General features: G+C 70.9%; 20 protein-coding genes. 5 read left to right on the top strand and 15 right to left on the bottom strand.

From position 1 onward, the window contains the following. Positions 1–40: 40 nt before the first annotated feature. The gene (locus ACP15J_RS05055) at positions 41–1,582 is read left to right on the top strand and encodes a glycosyltransferase family 39 protein (protein ID WP_424937448.1); all 1,542 of its coding nucleotides are present in this window, start codon (positions 41–43) and stop codon (positions 1,580–1,582) included. 92 nt (positions 1,583–1,674) lie between these two features. On the opposite strand, the gene ACP15J_RS05060 is transcribed toward ACP15J_RS05055, so the two are convergent. From ACP15J_RS05060 to ACP15J_RS05075, 4 genes are all read right to left on the bottom strand, one after another. After that, the gene (locus ACP15J_RS05060) at positions 1,675–2,058 is read right to left on the bottom strand and encodes a hypothetical protein (protein WP_424937447.1); all 384 of its coding nucleotides are present in this window, start codon (positions 2,056–2,058) and stop codon (positions 1,675–1,677) included. 195 nt (positions 2,059–2,253) lie between these two features. Further along, complete coding sequence (locus tag ACP15J_RS05065; protein ID WP_424937446.1) at positions 2,254–2,946, bottom strand: response regulator; 693 nt, start codon at positions 2,944–2,946, stop codon at positions 2,254–2,256. Beyond that, complete coding sequence (locus ACP15J_RS05070) at positions 2,943–4,205, bottom strand: sensor histidine kinase (RefSeq protein WP_424937445.1); 1,263 nt, start codon at positions 4,203–4,205, stop codon at positions 2,943–2,945. The genes ACP15J_RS05065 and ACP15J_RS05070 overlap by 4 nt, the downstream gene beginning before the upstream one ends. Further along, on the bottom strand, positions 4,202–7,882 hold the full coding sequence (locus ACP15J_RS05075) for an efflux RND transporter permease subunit (protein WP_424937444.1): 3,681 nt from the start codon (positions 7,880–7,882) through the stop codon (positions 4,202–4,204). Before ACP15J_RS05075 ends, ACP15J_RS05070 begins: the two co-directional genes overlap by 4 nt. A 231-nt stretch (positions 7,883–8,113) precedes the next feature. Between ACP15J_RS05075 and ACP15J_RS05080 the strand changes: the two genes are divergently transcribed. Then, on the top strand, positions 8,114–8,734 hold the full coding sequence (locus ACP15J_RS05080) for a TetR/AcrR family transcriptional regulator (RefSeq protein ID WP_424937443.1): 621 nt from the start codon (positions 8,114–8,116) through the stop codon (positions 8,732–8,734). A 21-nt stretch (positions 8,735–8,755) separates the two neighbouring features. On the opposite strand, the gene ACP15J_RS05085 is transcribed toward ACP15J_RS05080, so the two are convergent. Continuing rightward, positions 8,756–9,034 carry a helix-turn-helix transcriptional regulator gene (locus ACP15J_RS05085; protein WP_424937442.1) on the bottom strand — a complete coding sequence of 93 codons (279 nt, stop codon included), beginning with the start codon at positions 9,032–9,034 and terminating at the stop codon, positions 8,756–8,758. Between the two features lie 243 nt (positions 9,035–9,277). On the opposite strand from ACP15J_RS05085, the gene ACP15J_RS05090 reads away from it, so the two are divergent. The 3 genes from ACP15J_RS05090 to ACP15J_RS05100 all read left to right on the top strand — a co-directional run bounded on the left by ACP15J_RS05090 (position 9,278) and on the right by ACP15J_RS05100 (position 11,284). After that, complete coding sequence (locus tag ACP15J_RS05090; protein ID WP_424937441.1) at positions 9,278–10,207, top strand: DUF2599 domain-containing protein; 930 nt, start codon at positions 9,278–9,280, stop codon at positions 10,205–10,207. Between the two features lie 70 nt (positions 10,208–10,277). After that, entirely contained in the window at positions 10,278–10,610 is a 333-nt protein-coding gene (locus ACP15J_RS05095; RefSeq protein ID WP_424937440.1) for a PadR family transcriptional regulator, read from the top strand. 101 nt (positions 10,611–10,711) lie between these two features. Further along, positions 10,712–11,284, top strand: coding sequence for a hypothetical protein (locus tag ACP15J_RS05100; RefSeq protein WP_424937439.1), 573 nt, complete (start codon positions 10,712–10,714; stop codon positions 11,282–11,284). Between the two features lie 144 nt (positions 11,285–11,428). On the opposite strand, the gene ACP15J_RS05105 is transcribed toward ACP15J_RS05100, so the two are convergent. The 10 genes from ACP15J_RS05105 to paaA form a co-directional block, all read right to left on the bottom strand. Beyond that, positions 11,429–12,247, bottom strand: a complete 819-nt coding sequence (locus tag ACP15J_RS05105) for an enoyl-CoA hydratase/isomerase family protein (protein ID WP_424937438.1) — start codon at positions 12,245–12,247, stop codon at positions 11,429–11,431. Then, positions 12,244–12,678, bottom strand: a complete 435-nt coding sequence (gene paaI / locus ACP15J_RS05110) for a hydroxyphenylacetyl-CoA thioesterase PaaI (protein WP_424937437.1) — start codon at positions 12,676–12,678, stop codon at positions 12,244–12,246. Before paaI ends, ACP15J_RS05105 begins: the two co-directional genes overlap by 4 nt. Continuing rightward, positions 12,672–13,517, bottom strand: a complete 846-nt coding sequence (locus ACP15J_RS05115; protein WP_424937436.1) for a 3-hydroxyacyl-CoA dehydrogenase family protein — start codon at positions 13,515–13,517, stop codon at positions 12,672–12,674. The genes paaI and ACP15J_RS05115 overlap by 7 nt, the downstream gene beginning before the upstream one ends. Then, entirely contained in the window at positions 13,514–14,269 is a 756-nt protein-coding gene (locus tag ACP15J_RS05120) for an enoyl-CoA hydratase/isomerase family protein (RefSeq protein ID WP_424937435.1), read from the bottom strand. Before ACP15J_RS05120 ends, ACP15J_RS05115 begins: the two co-directional genes overlap by 4 nt. A 34-nt stretch (positions 14,270–14,303) precedes the next feature. After that, entirely contained in the window at positions 14,304–15,485 is a 1,182-nt protein-coding gene (locus ACP15J_RS05125) for a thiolase family protein (protein ID WP_424937434.1), read from the bottom strand. A gap of 104 nt (positions 15,486–15,589) precedes the next feature. Beyond that, positions 15,590–16,696 (bottom strand): 1,2-phenylacetyl-CoA epoxidase subunit PaaE, encoded by a 1,107-nt coding sequence (gene paaE / locus ACP15J_RS05130; RefSeq protein WP_424937433.1) that lies wholly within the window; start codon positions 16,694–16,696, stop codon positions 15,590–15,592. After that, the gene (gene paaD / locus ACP15J_RS05135; protein WP_424937432.1) at positions 16,697–17,191 is read right to left on the bottom strand and encodes a 1,2-phenylacetyl-CoA epoxidase subunit PaaD; all 495 of its coding nucleotides are present in this window, start codon (positions 17,189–17,191) and stop codon (positions 16,697–16,699) included. An 86-nt stretch (positions 17,192–17,277) separates the two neighbouring features. Continuing rightward, on the bottom strand, positions 17,278–18,213 hold the full coding sequence (paaC, locus tag ACP15J_RS05140) for a 1,2-phenylacetyl-CoA epoxidase subunit PaaC (protein ID WP_424937431.1): 936 nt from the start codon (positions 18,211–18,213) through the stop codon (positions 17,278–17,280). Positions 18,214–18,224: 11 nt separating this feature from the next. After that, on the bottom strand, positions 18,225–18,521 hold the full coding sequence (gene paaB / locus ACP15J_RS05145) for a 1,2-phenylacetyl-CoA epoxidase subunit PaaB (RefSeq protein WP_424937430.1): 297 nt from the start codon (positions 18,519–18,521) through the stop codon (positions 18,225–18,227). Continuing rightward, positions 18,518–19,489 carry a 1,2-phenylacetyl-CoA epoxidase subunit PaaA gene (gene paaA, locus ACP15J_RS05150; protein ID WP_424937429.1) on the bottom strand — a complete coding sequence of 324 codons (972 nt, stop codon included), beginning with the start codon at positions 19,487–19,489 and terminating at the stop codon, positions 18,518–18,520. The genes paaB and paaA overlap by 4 nt, the downstream gene beginning before the upstream one ends. Positions 19,490–19,521 lie beyond the last annotated feature (32 nt).

The following is a 19,521-nucleotide window of genomic DNA, read 5'->3' on the forward strand; positions in this document are numbered from 1 at the left end:
TCAGAGGCGGGCGGGAAGACCACCGACAGGGAGGCAGAAGATGGACGCGCAGCACGCCGTCGACTCATCAGCGCGTCGCGCATCCGGCGACGGCTACGGTCGGATCGGCGCCCTGATCCAACGCACGCCGCTGGGCCGCACCGCCCTGATCCTGGGCGTGCTCTCGGCGGTCGTCGGCTTCCTGGGCTCCTGGATCCCGTCGTACTGGGGCGACGAAGCGGCGAGCATCATGTCGGCCGAACGGAGCTGGCCGAGCCTGTTCCGGCTGCTCAGCAGCATCGACGCCGTGCACGGCGCCTACTACGTGTTCCTGCATCTGTGGATCGACCTGTTCGGGGCGTCCGAGCTCTCCACGCGCGTCCCGAGCACGATCGCCGTCGGTCTCACGGTCGCGGGGACGGTCATGCTCGCCGGACGTCTCGCCGGGCGCCGCGTGGCGCTGGTCGCCGGCATCGTCGCGACCGTGCTCCCCCGCACGATGTACATGGCCACCGAGGCGCGCGCGTACTCGATGAGCGCGGCGATCGCCGTCTGGGCGACCGTCCTGCTCGTCGACCTGCTCCGCAGGGACAAGGCCCGCTGGGGGTGGGTGGGATACGCCGCGGTCATGGCCGTGGGCAACTACGTCTTCCTCTACCTCGGGCTCCTGCTCGCCGTGCACGGCCTCTTCGTCGTCGTCTTCCACCGAGACCGGCTTCTGCGCTGGCTGCTCGCCGCCGTCGGATCCCTGCTGCTCTCGCTGCCGATCATCGTGATCGGCTACCTGGAACGCGGACAGATCGGATTCCTCGCCCGTCGCAACTACGCCACCGCCTGGAACGTGTACTCCACCCAGTGGTTCGATCCGCTGTCGGCGGCGTTCGGATGGGCGCTGATCCTGCTCGCGACAATGGGGATGATCCTCGCCCTGCGCCGCCCCGCCGAGTCCGACCGGCGCCACCTGACCGTGCTCGTGCTGATCTGGCTCGTGCTGCCGACGACGGTGCTGCTGGTCGGCAACGCGCTCGTGTCGCCGATGTACAACATCCGCTACCTGTCCTTCTGCGTCCCGGCCGCCGCTGTTCTCATCGCGCTGGGGATCAGGACGCTCGTCCGCGCGCTGCCCTCGCGCGGCCGCCTCCTGGCGGGGATCCTCGCGACCGTGGTCATCGTGGGGGTGACGGTTCCGAGCTACGTCGTGCAGCGCGGCCCCTACGCCAAGGACAACGGCAGCGACTGGCGCGACGTCGCCGCGTACGTCGGCGAGAACGCCGCGCCGGGCGACGCCATCGTGTTCGACCAGAAGACCAAGCCGTCGCGGAACCCACGGCTCATGGTCTCGCTGTATCCGGAGCAGTTCGAGGGCCTGGACGACGCCGCCCTCGTCGCGCCATTCGAGACCCAGTCGCACCTGTGGGACAAGGTCGTCCCGAACGACACTCTGACCGCCGAGGACCTCGGTCCCGTCGTCTGGGCGGTCGAGCTCACCTGGGACGACGAGAAGGTCCCCGCCGACATCGCCTATCTGCAGAGCCTGGGCTACGAGGTGGTCTCCTCGACCCTCATCAGCCGCGATCGCGTGTACCGGCTCGAGCTTCGCTGACCCGCGAAAGGCAGGCACGGTCGCATCCTCTCGGTGCAACCGTGCCTGCCTTCCCTCTGGCCTCGCGCCGCGAGAGCGCACGCACCCTCAGCTCAGGCGGCGTGCTTCTCGAAGACCGGCTCCTTCGTGTCCTTCTCCCCTTCGGAGCCGACAGGGCTCTTCGGCTGGTACTGCTGGATCGCGCGGACGAGGTCAGCGTCGTTCTCGTCGTAAGAGAGGTATACCCAGCTCCCCTTCTCGAAGAGGTCGGCCTGGAAGCCCAGGGCGCGGAGGTGGTCGCGGAGTGCGGAGCCCTCCGTGTGGTTCTTCAGGTAGTCGACGTCGTTCCACACGGTCTTGGCGCCGTGCGCACCGGCCGAGGCGCTCACGCCCTGGCCCTCCACGGGAGCGGCCATCGCGGGGGTCATCGCCGCGAGCGGAACAGCCACCGCGAACACGGCGGCGGTGGTGACGAGACCCTTCTTGAAAGCGTTCATCTTTTTCTTCCCTTTCATCGGTCGGCCGATAGTGGAATTACTAACTGACCTAGTATGTCTAGTTTACTTAGTGAAGGCCTCACTCACTGGGGAGAAGCTGGCAGCACAATGCGAAACAGCCGGGTATCCGCCAGCGCGCATGCCGAAGACGAGCGCACGGAACGGTCCGGCAGCGAGCCTTGAGGGGACAGCGGGTCAGCGATCGGTCAGGCCGTTGCGGAACGCGTAGACGACCGCCTGCACCCGATCCCTCATCCCGAGCTTCGCCAGTACCCGACCGACGTGTGTCTTCACCGTCGACTCGGACAGCCACAGACGTTCGGCGATCTCGCTGTTCGAGAACCCCTCGACCATGGCGTCGAACACATCGCGTTCCCGATCGGTGAGCACCTGCAGACGCCCCAGCGCCGTCGTCGCCGCCTCATCCCGCGCCTGACGCTCCTCGGCCTCCGCCTCACGCGAGAGCGCTCCGAAGCGGCGCAGGAGCTCGGAGGTCACCCGGGGCGCGAGCACCGCATCCCCTGCCGCGACCGCCCGAATGGCAGCGACGATGTCGTCGGCATCGGAGTCCTTCAGCAGGAACCCGCTGGCCCCCGCGTCGATCGCGCCGAACGCATAGGCGTCGAGATCGAAAGTAGTGAACACCAGCACCCGCCCGTGACCGTCGTTCGCGGTGATCTGCCTCGTCGCCTCGATCCCGTCCAGCCGGGGCATCTGCACATCCATCAGCACGACGTCTGGACGGTGCACAGCGGCGAGCGCGACGGCCTCGATGCCATCGGCCGCCTCGCCCACGACCTCGATCCCCGGCGCCGCGCCCAGCACCATCACGAGCCCGGTCCGGATAAGGGCCTGGTCGTCGACGATCAGCACACGCACCGCGCTCATCCCGCGCCTCCCGGCAGTGCCAGACGCACACGCCAGCCCCGCCCCGCTGCTCTCGTCCCTGCCACGGGCCCCGCTTCCAGGGTGCCGCCGTAGAGGGCGGCGCGCTCGCGCATGCCCACGAGCCCCCGCCCGATCGGCACGTCCTCGCCCCTCGTCGTCGCCCGCTCGCCGTCGTCCTGGATCTCGGCGTGCACGTCGTCCTCGGTCACCCGCACCGTCACCCGCACGAGGGTGGGCGCGCTCGCGTGCCGCAGCGCGTTGGTGAGCGCCTCCTGGACCACGCGGAACACCGTCATCTGCACGCCGGCGGGGACCTCGCGCTCGTCGTCCACGGTGTACGCGAGCTCCACCGGCAGCCCGATGCCGCGATACACCTCGACCAGTCGGGGGAGGTCTTCGAGGCCGGTGTTGCTACGTGGCGGAGCGTCGCCGGAGGGACGCTCCAGCACGCCGATCGTCCGGCGCATCTCGTCGAGCGACGACCGGGCGACCCCGCCGATCTGGGCCACAGCCTCCCTCGCACGGTCGGGGTCGGCGTCGATCACGGCACGCGTGCCGTCGGCGAGACGGACGATGACCGACAGCGAGTGCGAGACGATGTCGTGCACGTCACGCGCGATCCGCGAGCGCTCGGCGAGAGCGGCAAGCTGCGCCTCCTGGTCCCGCTCGTGCTCGAGCACCCTGGCGCGCTCGAGCAGGGCGTCGACGTAGCGGCGACGGTTACCGGCGTTGACGCCCCAGAGCAGTGCGACGAGAAACAGGAGCAGACCGAAGACGAGGGAGGACACGGCCGTCGCCACCGGGTTGCCATCGCGCGTGACGGGGGTGAGGCCGAGCCCGGTGATGAGGAACACCGCGCACTGCACGATCGCGAGCCCGTAGGCGATGCCGGCGGCGATCCATGCCCGGCGCACCGAGTCGTACACGGCGATCGCGAAGATCCCGTAGGCCGCTCCCAGACCGCTCAGGTCGAACCCGAACGGCAGCAGCCCCGCCGAGGCGACCATGGCGACGACGAAGACGAGCACCGGGCGACGGCGGCGGAACAGAGCCAGCGTGACGGCGACGATCGCGACGACGACGCCGAGGAGGACGGAGGCGAGCACGCTCCCACGGACGATGTCCGTCGTGGGTCCCGCGAGTGCGGGCACGGCGGCGAGGACCGCCCAGCTCAGCGCGACGAACGCATCGACCAGCCGAGGGTGCCGTTGCCAGCGCCCGACGGCTCGATCGCGCGCACGCGCGGAGGCATCGGTCACGTCGCCAGTCTCCCATGACCCGACTCGGCGGGACCGGACGGGCCCTGCGGCATCTCGCCGGCCCCCGTCTCGGCTTCGATGCGATCCAGCGCCTCCTCGCCAGCGTCGCCCACGGCGTCCGTTCCGTCGACGCCCTCCCTGGCCGCACGACGAGTGGCACGACGCTCGCGGCGGGCCCTGCGACGGTCGCCGCGCCGCTCGTAGAGCACGAAGAGCGCGGGAAGGAGCAACAGTGTCAAGGCGGTGGACGAGACGAGGCCGCCGATCACGACGATCGCGAGGGACTTCGAGATGAACGCACCGCCACCGGTCACCCCGAGCGCCATCGGGATCAGCGCGAAGATCGTCGCGCACGCGGTCATGATGATCGGCCTGAGCCGCAGCCGCGCCCCGTGAACGACCGCGTCGTCCAGCGCGGCTCCCTCCCTCCGGTACTCGTTGATGAGGTCGATGAGCACGATCGCGTTCGTCACGACGATCCCGATCAGCATCAGCATGCCGATGAGCGCGGGGATCCCCAGCGGGGTGCCGGTGAGGAGCAGCCCGCCGATCGCCCCCGTGGCCGCGAGCGGCACGGACACGAGCAGCAGCAGAGGCTGCATGAGCGAGCGGAACGTCGCCACGAGCACGATGTACACGAGCGCGATCGCCGCGAGCATGGCGACGCCCAGCTCGCCGAAGGACTGCGCCTGCTCGGCCGCCGCGCCGCCCTCGTCGAGGGTGACGCCGGCGGGGAGGTCGAGCGCGGCGAGCGCCTGCTGCACACCGAGGGAGGCGGCGCCCAGGTCCTCGCCTGCGGGCGTCGCCGAGACCGTCACCGCACGGGCGCCGTCGATCCGCGCGATCGTCGCCGGAGCGGTCACGACCTCGACCTTCGCGATGTCTCCGACGCGGATCGGCGTCGCACGTACCTTCTCCAGATCGCGCTGCGCCTGGGCGAGCCGGTCGGTCTCGGCCTGCTGCGCGGCCCCGTCGGCGATCGCCGTGCGTGCGCTGCGGATCTGCTCGTCGAGCTGCTCGATGCCCCCTTCCGCCGCGGCGACCCCCTGGGTGAGCTGCTGCACCGCCTTCTGGTACTCGAGAGCCGCGATCGCTCCCTGCGGGGCAGGGTTCGGGTCGAACGGCGGCGGCGAGGCGAGAAGGGAGCTCAGCTGCTCGCGGAGGGCGGCCAGGTCGCCGACGCTCTTGTCGCGGGCCGCGATCAGCTCCGAGACCTGGTCCTGTGCCTTGACCTCGGCCTCGGCCCTGGCGTCCGCGGACATCCGCTCCTGCTCGCGTTGGAGCTCGTCCGCCGCGTTCTTCTGGGTGCGCTGGGACTGCAGCGCCGACACCGGCAACGGCAGCCCGCTGATCGCCTCGGGGTCGGTCTTCGTGGACTGCGCGCGCAGCACGAGATCCCGGGTGACGCCGTCGATCCCGACCGTGCCCAGACGCTGGCCCTCGACCGCCGCCGCGATCGCCGTCCCCACCTCCGGCACGGTGAAGCCCTGCGCCGCGGCCGCGCCGGGATCGACGGAGACCTTCAGCACCGGGAGGTCGGCGGCCAGGTCGCTCGTGACCTTCTCGACGCCGGTCACGCCTTCCAGCGCACTGCTGATCTGCCCCGCCGCCGTGGCGAGCGCCTTGTCGTCAGGGCTCTTCACGATGACGTCGATCGTGGAGGAAGTGGTCTGCGTCGCCTGCGTGGAGACGGTGATGTCCTCGGCGGCCGGGAGGTCCGCCACCGCGGACTCGACGCGTTTCAGCACGGTATCGGGATCGGCCTCGTCCGCGATCACGAGGTCCATCCTGACCGGCGCCCCCAGCTCCCCCGCCGTGGTCTGGAAGGAGGCGACGCCGTCGACCGACCCCGCGGCCTTCTCGAGCGCCGCAGCGGCCTCGTCGGCGCCCTGGAGCGTGGTGTCGAGCGGCATCTTCTGCTCGATCTGCACCGCGCGGGCGTCGGCGAAGCTGCCAAGCATGTCGGTCTTGAGGAATCCGGAAGCCACGATCGTCCCGGCGAAGACGACGACCGAGATGAGCACGACGGCGACGGGACGGCGCATCGCGAAGCGGAGCGAGGGGAGATAGGCCCGCTGCATCCGCGTGACCCGCTCCGCCGGGTCCGCGGTCGTGCCGGCGAGGCCCGCGGAGTCGACGGGCTCGCCCGGCTCGGCGAGAGCCGCGGTGTCGGCCGCGACGGAGGCGGCCTCGGTCTCGCGACGCGACGGACGTCGCATGAACCAGTACGCGAGCACCGGCACGATGGTGAGCGAGACGAGGAGCGAGGCCAGGAGCGCGATCGTGACCGTCAGCGCGAAGGGCCGGAAGAGCTCGCCCGCCATGCCGCCGACGAGCGCGACGGGGAGGAACACCGCGACGGTGGTGAGCGTGGAGGCCGTCACGGCGCCTGCCACCTGCTTCACCGCGGCGAGGACGTCCGCAGGGGTGAGCCCGCCCTTTCCCCGTCGGCGCGCGACGTTCTCGATCACGACGATCGAGTCGTCCACCACACGGCCGACCGCAACGGTCAGCGCCGCGAGGGTGAAGACGTTGAAGGAGAAGCCGCCCATCCGCAGACCGATCACCGCGATGAGGAGGGAGAGCGGGATCGACACCGCGGTGATCACAGTCGCCTTCGGCGACAGGAGGAAGACGAGGATGATGAGCACGGCGAAGACCAGCCCCAGCCCGCCCTCGACGGCGAGGTCGTGCGTGGACTTCTCGATCATCGTGGACTGATCGAACAGCGTCGTCGCCTTCGCCTCCGCGCCGAGGGAGGGAAGCTCCTTCTCGATCACCGCCGCGACGGCGTGCGAGACCTGCACCGCGTTCGCATCGGGGGTCTTGGTGATCGTGAGCCCGAGCGCCGGGCTGCCGTCGGCGCGGGACAGGGCGGTCTGCGGGACGGGGGCCAGCTCGACGACCGCCACCGCGGACAGCGGCACCGGGCCGTCCAACGTCGGGATCGGCAGAGCGGCGATGCCCTCGATGCTCGTGCCCTCCTGGCCCACCTCGATCGCCATGGCCTTCGCGCCGTCGTCGCTCTTGCCCGCGGGGACCACGACACCCGCGGTCTTCAACAGCCCGGAGACGACGGACGGGTCGATCGACCGCGCCGAGAGGGCCGCGGGATCCAGCGTCACGCGCACCTGCTGCTGGACCTTGCCGGTCACCTGCGCCTTGCGCACGCCGGGGACGTGCTCGATGGCGGGGACGAGGGTCTTGTCGACGCGCTCGGCGAACGCCTCCAGGTCGTCGCCACCGGCGAGCGACAGGCTCAGCACAGGGATGTCGGAGGAGCTGCCCGCGTACACCTCCGAGGTCGCACCGTCCGGAGCGGTCGCCATCACGCCCGAGGTCGCGGTCTTCACGTCCGCGAGGATCTTGTCGTCATCGTCCCCGAACTTCCAGGTGACGGTGACCTGACCGCTGCCGCTGGAGGTACGGGCGCGTACCTCCTCCACGTTCGTGACCGCGGAGAGCGCCGTGGACAACGGCGCGACCACATCGCGATCCAGGGTCTCGGCAGAGGCGCCGGGCTTGGCCACGACGACGACGGCGGTGGGCTGCGTCATCGTCGGCAACAGCTCCTGCTTCATGCTCCCCGTGGCCCAGAGGCCGGCCCCCACCACGAGGATGCTGAGCAGGGCGACGACGGCACGGTTGGCGAGGCTGAGGCGGGTCAGCAGGGTCACGGGTCCTCCGGAAAGAAGGCGCCTCCGGGTATGCGGGAGCGCAACGGGCCCTGCCACGGTACGCACCGGCGTCCACGCCCCACATCCCCTTCGAGGACGATCCCGCCCTCCTCCCTATGGTCCTCAAGTACCACATCGCGGCATACGTCCCTCGGCGCACGGTCGCGCGACCCTTCTCCCCTCCGGAGCGTCGATCCTCCGCCCCTGCGCTCCTCTGCCTATCGTGGGAAGGTGACGGATGACAGCGCCGACGCCCAGCCCCGCGTCCCGGCCCGCCGTGGTCGCCCGGGGTACGGTCGCGAGGAGGTGCTCGACGTCGCGGTGCGCGTGTTCACCGCGCAGGGCTACGATGCCACCTCGATCGCGGACCTGTCGAAGGAGCTCGGGCTCACCAAGTCCGCCCTGTACCACCACTTCGCGTCGAAGGAGCAGCTGCTCGCCCTCGCCCTCGAACGCGCCCTGAGCGGGCTGGAGGGAGCGCTCGAACGCGCGATCGAAGAGCAGGCCACCGCGGCCGACCGGCTCCGCGCCGCGGTGCGAGGGGCGATCGAGGTCCTGACCGCCCAGCAGTCCTACGTGACCCTGCTGCTGCGGCTGCGCGGCAACAGTCCGGTCGAGCTCGACGCCCTGGATCGCCGCCGCCGCTTCGACCAGCGGATCGCCGGGCTCGTCCGCGAGGCCCAAGCGGAGGGGACGATCCGCGACGACATCGACGCGGGAACCGTCGCGCGCCTCGTCTTCGGCATGATCAACTCGCTCGTCGAGTGGTATCGCCCCGACGGCGCCATCGATCCCGCCCTCCTCGCCGACGACGTGCTCGCCATCGCGCTCGACGGGCTCCGGCCCCGCTGAACGTGACACCAGCTATGTGGGTCACGTAGCCTCACCGGTCTCTTCAAGTCCGAACAGGTCGGGAGCGTCGAGCGCGACGGCGATTCGGAGGAGGGTGTCGAGCGTTGGATTGATCTCTTCCCCTTTGGGGGTGTGGCCGCGCTCGATGCTCCCGTAGGTGTACACCGTGATACCTGCCGAATGGGCTACTTGCTCCTGGGAGAGGCCACCTTGGCGGCGGAGGCGGCGGATCGTAGATCCGAGCCGATAGGCGGTGGCACGGCGAAGGCGTCGATGCTCGTTCTCGTCAAGAGTCGCCATGGCCACACCGTTACCGAGCCCATGCGCTCTGGATGCCACTGGCACGGGCGGTCCTCGGAGGCCCGCACAGCAGAGTAATGATGGCCGCCCCTTCCTCGAAGACGGGCACTAACTGCTGAGAATATCCGGCGAGAGGGCCAGAGACCAGAGGGAAAGGCATATGGACGTACCTGGTTGCGCTCTCTACTGTCCTGAGTGAGCGAGGGCGACCTTCATCCTCGCCACGACGTAAGGAGTGTGGGGATGAACAGACGAGGGTTGGGGGCGAGCGGCGTGGGCATCGGAGCCGTTTTGGCGCTGGTGGTGGCTCAGCCCAGCTTTGCCTCTGAACCGGCTCCGCCGGTGGACTCTGGAGCGGCAGTCATGCGCACTTCGGACGCCGTGGCGTCCGGCATCGGCCTGGCGCCTGCGCAATCCGAAGCGGTCGACGGGAATGCCGTCACGGTGAAGGCGGGGGAGGAGAGCTTTGAGGTAACCCTCCCGGTCGCGAAGACTCCGGTTGAGGAGATCACGAGCTCGGGGCTCGTCGCACTCGCTGACGAGAGCAGCTTTGCGATCGTTCCGGTGTCGATGGCTGACGGATCGGTGGCAATCCACAGCGTCATCAACGATGCGTCGGCGCCGCGGGAGTTCGCTTACGATCTGGGCTTGCCCGTGGGTGCAACGGTCTCCGTGGACCCGAAAACGGGTAGCGTGATCGCCCTTGACTCCGACGGGAACTTCCTCCTCGGGGCGGCCGCGCCTTGGGCGCGCGACGCGAACGGTGTTGAGCTTCCGACCTGGTACACCGTCCAGGGAACGTCTCTGGTCCAGCATGTGACTTTCGACGAGAAGGCAGCGTTCCCGATCGTCGCGGACCCATGGCTGGGCATCAACCTGGTGAGCGCGATCAGCTTCAACTGGATCGCCGGAGCCGGATGGAAGCTCAACGTAGATCCGACTCCGTGGGCACGTGGTCTGACGGGGAACCCGCTTTGGATCCCTGCGGGCGAAGCGGGCTGGCTAGAGGTCATCGAGCGGAGCAGTTCCAGCGAACGCACGCGACTGAACGACTCCGGCAAGAATCAGTACATCTGCCACATGGGCTTCGCGGGGCTCGACCCGCAATGGAACATGGAGCTCTGGAAGCCGAACAAGGACCTCCCCGCCTGGGTTGCCAGCCAGTGCAACTAGGCCGCGGCCATTGAGCAAGTGTGGGCATATTCTCAGTTTGAGAGTATGCCCACACTTGTACGGTCGAACCATGGCGTTGTCGACGGTGCAGTTCGAGATCCTCTTCTCCCTTACTGAGGGAAGAAAGCACGGGTATGCCCTGATCCTGGACGTTCGGACTCACGTGTCCGGCGCCGGAGCGGCGACGGTCTATCGCTCGATCGAACGACTCCAGAGCGACGGGCTCATCAACCCCGACGGTGAGGAGGTCGTGGACGGCCGTCTTCGTCGCTTCTATCGACTGACGGATCGAGGGCTCGTCACGCTCGAGGATGAGACCCGCCAGATGGCCGAGCGGGCACAGCGCGCGTTGTCTCGGATCCGCGGCCAGCAACGACCGGCACTGAAGTGGGGGGCAGCATGAGGATCGACCACGCAGGAGTCCGCCGGGTCCTCAGCACTTACCCCCGCTCGTGGCGTGACGCCAACGAGCGCTATCTCATCGACTTGCTCGAAGAGTCCGGGATGCCAACTCGCAAGGAGGCGATCATCATGGCCCTTCACGGTCTCTCCGTCCGCTTTCGCAAGCCCGCCCCCATCGTCCTGGCCCTCGCGGCGCTCGTCGCCGCACTCACGGGCTCATTCCTCCTTGCCGCGGCGGGCGACGCGTTCACCCTGGGACGCGTTCTCCTCACTGCCGTCGTCCCGATCCTGGCCTTCGCCGCGGTCGCGCTGGCCGTCGTCCCGCGGCTGACGACCGTCGGCCGGTCCTTCGCCTTCCTCGTCGGCGGTGTGCTGGCCCTCGCCCTCAACGCGGCCGCTGTCGACGCGTGGGCTCGGAGCATCGACGGCGCCCGTCCGTTCCTGCCATCGTGGCTCTGGTTCGTCCTGGCCTGCGTCGTCGCGGGTCTCTCCGCCGTCGTCGTCTGGCCGCGATCCGTGCTGATCGCCTTTCCCCTCGCCGCAGTCGGCTCCGCATCGCTGTTCCTGATCATCGCCATCCCCTTCGCCTCGATCGGGCTCGCCGCGCTGGCCCTCTCCGTCGCGCTCCTCGCAGCGAAGAGGCCACTGGCCCGCACCGCCGTCACCGCCGAGTAGACGTCAAGCCTCACGTCCAGGCGTCTTCGCGGCGCGAGACAGTCGCAGGCGCCTTAGCCGTGTCGCCCAGAGCCCGGGCTCCCTGAGCCCGGCGTCCGTGAGCCCGGAGCCCGCCGAGACGAGCCGGACCAGGGAGGGCCGGGCTCAGCGACCGGTGAACCGCGGGGTCTCCCGCGCGAGGAATGCCCGCACTGCGGCGGCGTGGTCCGCGGTCGCGCCGCTGCGGGTCTGCGCCTCGGCCTCAGCCTCGAGCGCGGCGTCGAGCGAGAGGCCCGGCGCCTCCCGCAACAGCCGCTTGCCCTCGGCGAAGGCCGCCGTCGGCCCCGCGGCGAGCAGCCGGGCGAGCTCGACCGCCCTCCCGTGGACCTCCTCGGGCGCGACGACCTCGCCTGCGATCCCCCAGGCGACGGCCTCCTCCGCCGTGAACACGCGTCCGAACAGCAGCAGCTCGCGGGCCCTGGCGTCGCCGACCGCGCGGGGCAAGGTCACCGACAGCCCCGAGTCGAGTGTGAGGCCGATCCCGCCGAACGCCGTCCCGAGCTTGGCGCCCGCGGCGAACACCCGATGGTCGCAGGCGAGGGCGAGTCCGAGCCCCGCGCCGACGCAGGTGCCGCCGACCGCGGCGATGACGGGTTTGGGCATCGTCATCAGCGTGCGGACGATCGGCGAGTAGTGGGCGCGGATAGTCGCGAACGCCGCCTCCGCACCGCCCTCGAGAGCCACCGCATGCTCGGCCAGGTCCTGTCCCACCGAGAAGGCGGGCCCGGTCGCCACGAGCACGACGGCCCGCACCTCCGGGTCCTCCGCGACAGCGGCGAGGGCATCCCGCAGCCCGGCCTTCAGCTCCGCGGTCATCGCGTTGCGGCGCTCGGGGAGATCCATCGTCACGATCGCGACGGCGCCGCCCCGAGCGATGGCGACCCCGGCGCCCCCTGCCTCCTCGGCAGCGTACAGATCGGTCATGGCGCCTCCTCCAGGATCGGGCGGCCGAGCGCACGGCTGCGACCGCGGAACAGGGCGACGACGGTCTCATCTCGTCGCACCACGACGTCGTAGACGCCGGAGCGCCCACGCAGCACGGTCTCCTCGGCGGTCGCGACGAGGGTGTCGCCGACGTGCGCGGGCTCCAGGAAGTCGATGTCGAACCCGGCGGCGACCGTGACCACGCCACGGCTGTTGCACGCGAAGGCGAACGCGCTGTCGGCGAGGGCGGACACGAAGCCGCCATGAGCGGTGCCATGCCCGTTGGCCATGTCGGCACGGACGGTCATCGAGAGCACGGCCGTTCCCGGCCCCACTGCCTCCAGGGTCATCCCGAGCCCGCGGCTGGCGTCGTCACTGGCCCACATCCGGTCGGCGCAGGCCTGCGCCAGCTCCTCGTCCGTCCTCACCATTCGTAGAACCCCCGCCCCGTCTTGCGTCCGAGCTGCCCCTCCGCGACTTTGTCGCGCAGCACCCGCGGCGGCGTGAACCGCGGGCCGAGCTCCCGCTCCAGGTGCTCCGCGATCGCGAGGCGCACGTCCAGACCCACGATGTCGGTCGTGCGCAGCGGACCGACCGGATGCCGGTAGCCCAGGGTCATCGCGAGATCGATGTCCTCGGCCGACGCGACGCCCTCGTCGAGCATGCGCATCGCCTCCAGCGCGAGCGCCACCCCCAGCCGGCTGCTGGCGAAGCCCGGCGCGTCGCGCACCACGATCGCCGTCTTGCCGAGACCCGCGACCCACGTCCTCGCGTCGGCGACCAGCGCCTCGGCGGTCCGCTCCCCGACCACGATCTCGACGAGGTCGCTCACCGGCACCGGGTTGAAGAAGTGCAGCCCCACCAGTCTCGACGGGTCGGGCAGGTCCTCCGCCAGGGCGTCGATCGAGAGGGAGCTCGTGTTACTGCCGATCGCGGCCCCGGGCGCGGACTCGGCGATGCGCGCCAGCACGCGGCGCTTGAGGTCGATCGACTCCGGCACCGCCTCGACCACGAGCGCGCAGCCCTCGAGGGCGCCCGGGTCGAGGACGACCTCGATCCGGCCCTCGACCTCCGCGCCCTTCTCGCGCGCCTTCGCGAGCGAGGCGGCGATGCGCTCCCGTGCCGCGGCGGCGGACTGCGCGTCGCCCTCGACGACGACCACGTCCGCGCCGGCCGCCGCGAAGGCATGCGCGATCCCGCCGCCCATCCGCCCGCCGCCATAGACGCCGACGCGCGCGGGGACACCGCCGCCCTGCTCCCGCCCGGTCATCGGTCCCCCTTGCGCCGATCCAGGAACGCCGTCATCCGGTCGTGCTTGTCCTCGGTCTCGAAGAGCACGGCCTGGGCGATGTCGTCGATCAGCGGATGGGCCTCGCGGGGCGCGTGGATCACCGCCTTCGTCAGACGCATGGCGAGCGGAGCCTGCGCCGCGATCCGATCCGCCAGCCGGTGGCCCGCCGCCTCGAGGTCGCCCGGCTCGACGACCTCGCTGAGCAGCCGGGCGCCGAGCGCCTCCTCGGCCGTGAGCACCCGTCCTGCGAGCAGGACCTCCTTCGCCAGGGGCTCTCCCACGAGCTCGGTCAGCCGCCAGGCCGCGCCCGCGGCGGCGAGGATCCCGAGCCCCGGCTCCGGGTTGCCGATCCGGGCCGCGGGGGTGCCGATACGGAAGTCGCAGGCGTAGGCCAGCTCGGCGCCGCCGCCGAGCGCATACCCGTCGATGAGGGCGATCACGGGCATCGGCAGGCGCTGCACCCGGTCGAAGAGCCGGGAGTTGATCCCGGCCAGCGCGTCATCCCGGCGTCGATCCCGCAGCTGCCCGATGTCGGCGCCGCCCGCGAAGGCCCCGCCGGAGCCGACGATCAGCGCGATCCGCGGCTCGGCCTCGAGCGCCGCGCAGGCCGCGTGCAGCGCGTCCACCGTCGCGCGGTCGATGGCGTTGCGCACCTCGGGGCGGTTGAGCCGCAGCACCACCCGGTCCTCGCCCTCCTCGACCAGGACCGGCGCGTTCTGCTCCGTCGTCATCGTGCCCTCTCCCTGCCCTCGTCCTCTGGCTCGCTCACACCCGCTCCAGCAGCAGCGCGGATCCCTGTCCGACGCCGACGCACATGGTCGCCAGGCCCCGGCATCCGCCCTCCCGCTCCATGCGGTTCAAGAGCGTGACGACGATGCGCGTCCCCGAGCAGCCGAGCGGATGGCCCAGCGCGATCGCGCCACCGTCGGCGTTGACGATCCGCTCGTCGAGCCCGAGCTCACGGATGCACGCGATGGCCTGCGAGGCGAAGGCCTCGTTCAGCTCCACCGCGTCGAGGTCCGCCACCTCCCAGCCTGCACGGTCGAGCACCCGCCGCGTCGCGGGGACGGGACCGATCCCCATCACCTCCGGCGCGACGCCCGCGCTCGCGCCGCCGACCACCCGCGCCCGCGGCGAGAGCCCGTGCCGCTCGGCGTAGCGCTCGCTGACGAGGATCACGGCCGCGGCGCCGTCGTTCAGGGAGCTGGAGTTTCCGGCGGTGATCACCCCGCCCTCGCCGTGAAGAGGACGGAGCGCCGCGAGCCGCTCGGCCGTCGTGTCGGCGCGGGGACCCTCGTCGGTGGTCACGGCGCCGACCGCGACGATCTCGGCGTCGAAGCGTCCTGCCGCCTGCGCGTCGAGCGCACGGTGATGCGAGCGCAGCGCGAAGGCGTCCAGCTCCTCGCGGCCGAGGCCCCCCCGCTCGGCGACCCGTTCGGCCGTCTGCGGCATCGTGAGCGTGACGTCGTCGCCGAAACGGGGGTTGGTGAAACGCCACCCGATCGAGGTGTCCCAGCTCCTCCCCGGCTTCGCCCACGCACGTTGCGGCTTCTCGGTGACCCACGGCGCACGGGTCATCGACTCCACTCCCCCGGCGACCACGACGTCCGCGTCACCGGCGAGGATCATCTGGCGCGCCGTGGCGATCGCCGTCATGCCCGAGGCGCACAGCCGGTTCACCGTGAATCCGGACACGCTCTCGGGCAGGCCCGCCAGGAGCGCGGCCATGCGCGCGACGTTCCGGTTGTCCTCGCCCGCCTGGTTCGCGGCGCCGAGCACCACCTCGTCTACGTCGGCCGGGTCGATGCCGCTCCGGTCTACCACCGCGCGGATCGTGTGCGCGGCGAGGTCGTCGGGACGCTCCTCGGCGAGGACGCCGCCATAGCGGCCGATCGGGGTGCGCACGCCGTCCAGGAGGAGGGCGGCCGGGGAAGGGGCGTCGGTCATCGTTCTCCTGGCCTTTCGGAGGGGTCCTGGTCTCGGGCCTGGCCCGGGACCAGGTTCGGGCGGGTGGGGCGGATCGCGACGGATGTCATGGCAGAGGAGGCCGGCTAGGCATCGAAGTCGACCGTCACCTCGTCGGTGACGGGATAGGACTGGCAGGTGAGAATGAACGAGTCGGCCACCTCCGCCGGCTCCAGGGCGTAGTTGCGGACCATGTCCACCTCGCCGTCGCAGAGCCTGGCTCGGCACGTCCCGCACACCCCGCCCTTGCAGGCGAACGGGAGGTCGCTGCGCACCTGCTGCGCGGCGTCGAGGATCGGCGTCCCCCGCGACATCGCGCTCGTGGTGCGACGACCGTCGAGCACGACGGTGACCTCGCTCGTCTCGCCCTCGACCGTCCGGTCCGCATGCCGCACCGTGGGCGGCGGCTCGTCCACGTAGAAGAGCTCGACGTGCACCCGCTCCGCCGGCACGCCGAGCTCGGCGAGGACGGCGCGCGCGTCGGTCAGCATCCCGAACGGCCCGCACAGCCACACGTGGTCCATCGTCTCGACGGGGATGAGCGTGGTCAGCAGCTGCCGCAGCCGGTCGGCGTCCAGGCGACCGGAGAAGAGCTCCACCTCACGCGGCTCTCGTGACAGCACGTGCACGAGGTCGAGCTGACCGGCATAGGCGTCCTTCAGATCCGCGAGCTCCTCGGCGAACATCACCGATGTCGTGCTGCGGTTGCCGTACAGGAGAGTCACCTGGGCCTCCGGGTTGGTCAGCACCGTCGCCGCGATCGAGAGCATCGGCGTGACCCCGGATCCCGCCGCGATGCAGAGGTGCCGACCGCCCTCGGCGGCATCGGCGCGGAAACTGCCGCCCGGCGGCTGCACCTCGATCCGGTCTCCCGGACGCACCTCGTGCACGAGCCACGTCGAGAACAGCCCCTCAGGGATCACCCGGACGCCGATCCGCGGGGCGCCGCCCGCCGGGGCGCAGATCGAATAGGTGCGACGGTGCTCGACGCCGTCGATCGTGCGGCGCAGCGTCAACGACTGCCCGGCGTCGAAGGCGAACAGCTGGCGCAGGTCGTCCGGCACCTCGAAGGTCACCGCCGCGGCGTCGTCCGTGAGGGGATCGACCGCGGCGACGGTGAGGACGTGGAACGCGGCGCGACCCGCGCCCGCGGACATGCCCGCGGCGGGCGCCGTCTCCGCGATCGTGCTCATTCAGATCTCCTTCACATGGTCGAAGGGCTCTCGGCAGTCCAGGCACCGGTACATCGCCTTGCACGCGGTCGAGCCGAACTCGCTGCTGAGGGCGACGGCCTCGCTCCCGCACTGCGGACAGCGCACCGCGCGGCGGGTCGGCAGCAGGCGTACGGCGACCGGGCCCGCCCGTCTCGGAGCCGCGCCGGGCGGGGAGATCCCCGCCGCGGCGAGCGCGGCGCGTCCCTCCTCCGTGATCCAGTCGCTCGTCCATGCCGGGTCGAGCGCGATCCGGATCCGCGCGTCGGCGAAGCCCGCTCCCCGGAGCTCGCGCAGCAGGTCGTCGCGCATGGTGGCCATCGCAGGGCATCCCGAGTAGGTCGGCGTGATCGCCGCGACCACCGCACCGTCATCGCCGACCTCGATCCCGCGAAGCACCCCCAGGTCGACGAGGGTGAGCATCGGCAGCTCGGGGTCGACGACGCGGGACGCGGCGGCCCAGGCACGCTCGTGCACCTCGGATGCGGGCCGTCCGCCCGTGTCCGTCGTCGCGGCGAGGGCTCCATCTGCCGCCGGGGCTCTCCGCGCTCCCGAGCCCCCGATCACCAGTGCCCCTGGGGATGGGCGCGGGCGACGACCTGCATCTCGGCGAGCATGCGGCTGAGCGCCTCGGTGTGGCAGCCGTCCCGCCCCGTGCGTCCCCGGACGCCGGCCAACGGGGCGCGGTCGGGCCGTTCCATCCCGGCCGCGGCCAGCACCGCATCGAGCGCGGCGTCCACCTCGGCGCGGACGTCGGCAGGGTCGACGCCGACTCCAGCCCCGGCGACGGCACGCTCCACGGGGTGCGTCGAGAGCACCTCGGACCACAGCGGCCACAGCCCGTCGAGCGCGGCGCGCAGGCGCCGACGCGACTCCTCCGTCCCCCGCGCGAGGGTGACGAACCAGCGCCCGGCGAAGTCGCCGTGGTAGGCAAGCTCCTTCCCGCCCTTGACCGCGACGGCCGCGAGGACCGCATCGCGGCTCCCAGCGAGGCGGGAGAACACCGCGGCGCGGGCGACCGAGAACAGGAGGATCCGGACGATCGTCTCGGCGAAGTCGCCGTTGGGCACCTCGGCGAGACGGACGTTGCGGAACTGCTCGTCGCCGCGGAAGAAGGCGAGCCGGTCCTCGTCGGGCACCGGGGACCCTTCCGGCAGGACGGGGACGATCCCCGGATCCGCAGCCGCGGCGCGCGCGAGGAGCAGGCGCGCCTGGCCGAGGAGGTCGAGGGCGATGTTCGCCAGCGCGATGTCCTCCTCCAGGTCCGGCGCGCGGCTGCACCACTCCGAGATCCGGTGCGAGAGAACGAGTGCGTCATCCCCCAGCATCAGGCAGTATGACGCGAGCGCCGCCGGATCCGCATCGGCGGGAACGGTGGTGTCGACCCCGGCGAGCGGGTCCTCGAAATCGGTCCCGAACGCCCAGTGCGCGTCGCTTCCGAGGAGCCCCGCGTACACGCTGTCGTGCGCGTCGGGCTCATGCGTGCGGACGTCGACCATGGCTGCTCCTCTCACATGTGGGGGACGTTGTCGGGGATCTCGTAGAACGTGGGGTGGCGGTAGACCTTGTCACCGCTCGGCGCGAACATCGGGTCCTTCTCGTCGGGGCTCGACGCCGTGATCGCGGAGGAGCGGACGACCCAGATGCTCACCCCCTCGTTGCGGCGGGTGTAGACGTCCCTGGCGTGGAGGACGGCCATCGCGTCGTCGGCGGCGTGCAACGAGCCGACATGGACATGGTTGAGACCGCGCTTGCCGCGCACGAAGACCTCGTAGAGGGGCCACTGCGCCCGGTTCGGACCGGTCATGCCGCCTCCTCCACCGATGGGTGCTCCTGGGCGGCGGCGAAGGCCATGGCGGCTTCCCGCACCCAGGCGCCGTCGTCCCAGGCCTTCTTCCGATGGGCCACGCGCTGCGCGTTGCAGGGCCCGTCGCCGCCGACGACCGCCCGGAACTCGTCCCAGTCGGGCTGGCCGAAGTCGTAGTGGCCGCGCTCCTCGTTCCAGCGCAACTCGGGGTCGGGCAGCGTCACGCCCAGGGCCTCGGCCTGGGGCACGGTCATGTCCACGAACTTCTGACGGAGCTCGTCGTTCGTGTGCGTCTTGATCCCCCACGCCATCGACTGCGCCGTGTTGGGCGAGGCGTCGTCGGGCGGGCCGAACATCATGAGCGAGGGCCACCAGATCCGGTCCACCGACTCCTGGACCATCCGGCGCTGCTCCTCGGTGCCGCGCATCATGGTCGCGAGCAGCTCGTATCCCTGCCGCTGGTGGAAGGACTCCTCCTTGCAGATCCGGATCATCGCGCGTCCATAGGGCCCGAAGGAGGTGCGGCACAGCGGCACCTGGTTGCAGATCGCCGCCCCGTCGACGAGCCAGCCGATCGTGCCGACGTCGGCGTAGGAGAGGGTCGGGTAGTTGAAGATCGACGAGTACTTCTGCCGGCCAGAGACGAGCATCTCGGTGAGCTCGTCGCGCGAGGCGCCGAGGGTCTCGGTCGCCGAGTACAGGTACAGCCCGTGCCCGGCCTCGTCCTGCACCTTCGCGAGCAGGATCGCCTTGCGGCGCAGAGAGGGCGCCCTCGTGATCCAGTTCCCCTCCGGCTGCATGCCGATGATCTCGGAGTGCGCGTGCTGGGCCACCTGGCGGATCAGGGTCTTGCGGTAGGCCTCGGGCATCCAGTCCCGCGGCTCGATCCGGTCCTTCCTGGCCACCGTGGCCTCGAACTGCGCAGCGAGGCGCGCCTCGGGCTCCGGTTCGACGACGATCGTCGACATGGCACCTCCTCGTGCGTATCCGTGCGTTCCAT

The organism is Microbacterium sp. S308A+ (genome assembly GCF_049800815.1).
GTDB lineage: Bacteria > Actinomycetota > Actinomycetes > Actinomycetales > Microbacteriaceae > Microbacterium.

Coding starts and splice junctions, on each gene's coding strand:
- ACP15J_RS05055 (WP_424937448.1), top strand. CDS start 41: ATGGACGCGCAGCACGCCGTCGACTCATCAGCGCGTCGCGCATCCGGC.
- ACP15J_RS05060 (WP_424937447.1), bottom strand. CDS start 2,058: ATGAACGCTTTCAAGAAGGGTCTCGTCACCACCGCCGCCGTGTTCGCG.
- ACP15J_RS05065 (WP_424937446.1), bottom strand. CDS start 2,946: ATGAGCGCGGTGCGTGTGCTGATCGTCGACGACCAGGCCCTTATCCGG.
- ACP15J_RS05085 (WP_424937442.1), bottom strand. CDS start 9,034: ATGGCGACTCTTGACGAGAACGAGCATCGACGCCTTCGCCGTGCCACC.
- ACP15J_RS05090 (WP_424937441.1), top strand. CDS start 9,278: ATGAACAGACGAGGGTTGGGGGCGAGCGGCGTGGGCATCGGAGCCGTT.
- ACP15J_RS05095 (WP_424937440.1), top strand. CDS start 10,278: ATGGCGTTGTCGACGGTGCAGTTCGAGATCCTCTTCTCCCTTACTGAG.
- ACP15J_RS05100 (WP_424937439.1), top strand. CDS start 10,712: ATGCCAACTCGCAAGGAGGCGATCATCATGGCCCTTCACGGTCTCTCC.
- ACP15J_RS05105 (WP_424937438.1), bottom strand. CDS start 12,247: ATGACCGATCTGTACGCTGCCGAGGAGGCAGGGGGCGCCGGGGTCGCC.
- paaI (WP_424937437.1), bottom strand. CDS start 12,678: ATGGTGAGGACGGACGAGGAGCTGGCGCAGGCCTGCGCCGACCGGATG.
- ACP15J_RS05115 (WP_424937436.1), bottom strand. CDS start 13,517: ATGACCGGGCGGGAGCAGGGCGGCGGTGTCCCCGCGCGCGTCGGCGTC.
- ACP15J_RS05120 (WP_424937435.1), bottom strand. CDS start 14,269: ATGACGACGGAGCAGAACGCGCCGGTCCTGGTCGAGGAGGGCGAGGAC.
- ACP15J_RS05125 (WP_424937434.1), bottom strand. CDS start 15,485: ATGACCGACGCCCCTTCCCCGGCCGCCCTCCTCCTGGACGGCGTGCGC.
- paaE (WP_424937433.1), bottom strand. CDS start 16,696: ATGAGCACGATCGCGGAGACGGCGCCCGCCGCGGGCATGTCCGCGGGC.
- paaC (WP_424937431.1), bottom strand. CDS start 18,213: ATGGTCGACGTCCGCACGCATGAGCCCGACGCGCACGACAGCGTGTAC.
- paaB (WP_424937430.1), bottom strand. CDS start 18,521: ATGACCGGTCCGAACCGGGCGCAGTGGCCCCTCTACGAGGTCTTCGTG.
- paaA (WP_424937429.1), bottom strand. CDS start 19,489: ATGTCGACGATCGTCGTCGAACCGGAGCCCGAGGCGCGCCTCGCTGCG.